The organism is Pseudocoprococcus catus (assembly GCF_019734885.1).
In the GTDB taxonomy this organism is placed as follows: domain Bacteria; phylum Bacillota; class Clostridia; order Lachnospirales; family Lachnospiraceae; genus Coprococcus_A; species Coprococcus_A catus.
The window spans coordinates 1-1,850 of the sequence record NZ_JAAXCM010000004.1 but is presented as its reverse complement, the minus strand read 5'-3'; the positions used below and the strand labels follow the sequence as shown (position 1 = coordinate 1,850).

Sequence of the window (1,850 nt, the reverse complement as noted above, 5' to 3'; positions counted from 1 at the left end):
ATTGAAAGGAGTTGATACTTTGAGTAAATATTATTCTATACATGAATTTTCAAAAATTATAGGCGTATCTGCTCAGACATTACGAAATTGGGATGCCAATGGAAAACTTCATCCGCATCATACTACAGTAAGTGGCTATAGATATTATTCCGATGAGCAACTCAACCAGGTAATAAATGTAACGCCTAAAAATCGCATTACAATTGGATATTGTCGCGTTTCAAGCCATAAACAAAAAGATGATTTGGAACGACAGATTGATAATGTCAAGACATATCTTCTGGCAAAAGGGCAGCCGTTTGAGATAATAAGTGATATCGGTTCTGGGACTAATTATAAGAAAAAAGGGCTTCAGGAATTGATCAGACGAATTTCTCAAAATCAGGTTGAAAAGGTTGTTGTTTTATATAAAGACAGGCTATTGCGATTTGGTTTTGAGTTGATAGAATATATTGCTTCACTTTATAATTGTGAGATTGAGATTATTGATAATACTGAAAAATCTGAACAGCAGGAACTTGTTGAAGATCTGGTTCAGATAATCACAGTATTCAGTTGCAAATTACAAGGAAAACGAGCGAACAAAGCTAAGAAACTTATCCGGGAATTGATGCAGCAGGAGGAAACAGATGGTAAAAGCCATAAAAGTAATGTTGATACCAAACAACGTACAGAAAACTAAGATGTTTCAGTACGCAGGAGCTTCAAGATTTGCTTATAACTGGGCTTTGGCCAGGGAAAAAGAAAGTTACGAAAAAGGTGGCAAATTCATTTCAGATCCAGAACTCAGAAAAGAATTTACAAAGCTTAGACATTCTGATGAATACGCATGGTTATTAAATATTTCAAATAATGTAACCAAACAGGCGATCAAAGATGCCTGTACTGCGTATAAGAACTTTTTCAAGGGTTTGCAAAAATTCCCAAGATTCAAGTCCAGAAAGAGATCAATGCCGAAGTTCTATCAGGATAACGTTAAGATACAATTCAGTAATACCCACGTTAAGCTTGAAGGTTTTTCTTCCAGCAGGAAAGCAAATAAGCAAAAAAAGAATTGGGTAAGACTTGCAGAACATGGACGTATTCCAACAGATGTTAAATATATGAATCCGAGAATATCCTTTGATGGATTGAACTGGTGGATCAGTGTATGTGTAGAATTTCCTGACTGCAAGGAAACACTTAATGATGATGGAGTTGGCATAGACTTAGGAATTAAAGACTTAGCTGTCTGCTCTGATGCCGTTAAGTATAAGAACATCAATAAGAGTCAGACAGTAAAGAAACTGGAAAAACAGAAACGTAGATTACAGCGTAGTATCTCTCGTTCTTACGAGAAAAATAAGAAAGGGGAAAGTTACTGTAAAACAAATAATGTAATCAAAAAGGAAAAACTTTTATTAAAACGAAATCACAGATTAACAAACATCCGTAAAAACTATTTGAATCAGACCATATCTGAGATCGTAAATCGAAAGCCAAGATTTATTTGTATTGAGGATCTGAATGTCAGCGGAATGATGAAAAATAGACATCTATCCAAAGCAGTACAGGAACAAGGATTTTTTTGGTTTAGAAAACAGCTCGAATACAAATGCAATGATAAAGGGATCCAGCTTATTGTGGCTGATCGGTTTTATCCATCATCAAAGCTTTGCAGCTGCTGTGGAAACATCAAAGAAGATTTGAAGTTATCTGACAGGGTTTATAGATGTGAATGTGGGAATATGATTGACAGAGATTTCCAGGCATCTATAAATCTCAAGGCTTATGGAGAACGATTTGCAAGCTAACACTGAAACGTTAATGCAAATATGTACGGATACGTTAGTCCGGAATTTACGCCTATG

2 protein-coding genes are annotated in these 1,850 nt (G+C 35.5%); both read left to right on the top strand.

Going from position 1 to position 1,850, the window contains the following annotated elements; genetic code table 11:
• Positions 1-19: 19 nt before the first annotated feature.
• Positions 20-682 carry an IS607 family transposase gene (locus HED67_RS00030; RefSeq protein WP_221717123.1) on the top strand — a complete coding sequence of 221 codons (663 nt, stop codon included), beginning with the start codon at positions 20-22 and terminating at the stop codon, positions 680-682.
• Positions 630-1,793 carry an RNA-guided endonuclease InsQ/TnpB family protein gene (locus HED67_RS00025; protein ID WP_221717122.1) on the top strand — a complete coding sequence of 388 codons (1,164 nt, stop codon included), beginning with the start codon at positions 630-632 and terminating at the stop codon, positions 1,791-1,793. Before HED67_RS00030 ends, HED67_RS00025 begins: the two co-directional genes overlap by 53 nt.
• Positions 1,794-1,850: the final 57 nt, after the last annotated feature.

Bases quoted from the DNA above. Each gene is read 5' to 3' on its own strand.
- HED67_RS00025 (WP_221717122.1), top strand. From the start codon at position 630: ATGGTAAAAGCCATAAAAGTAATGTTGATACCAAACAACGTACAGAAA.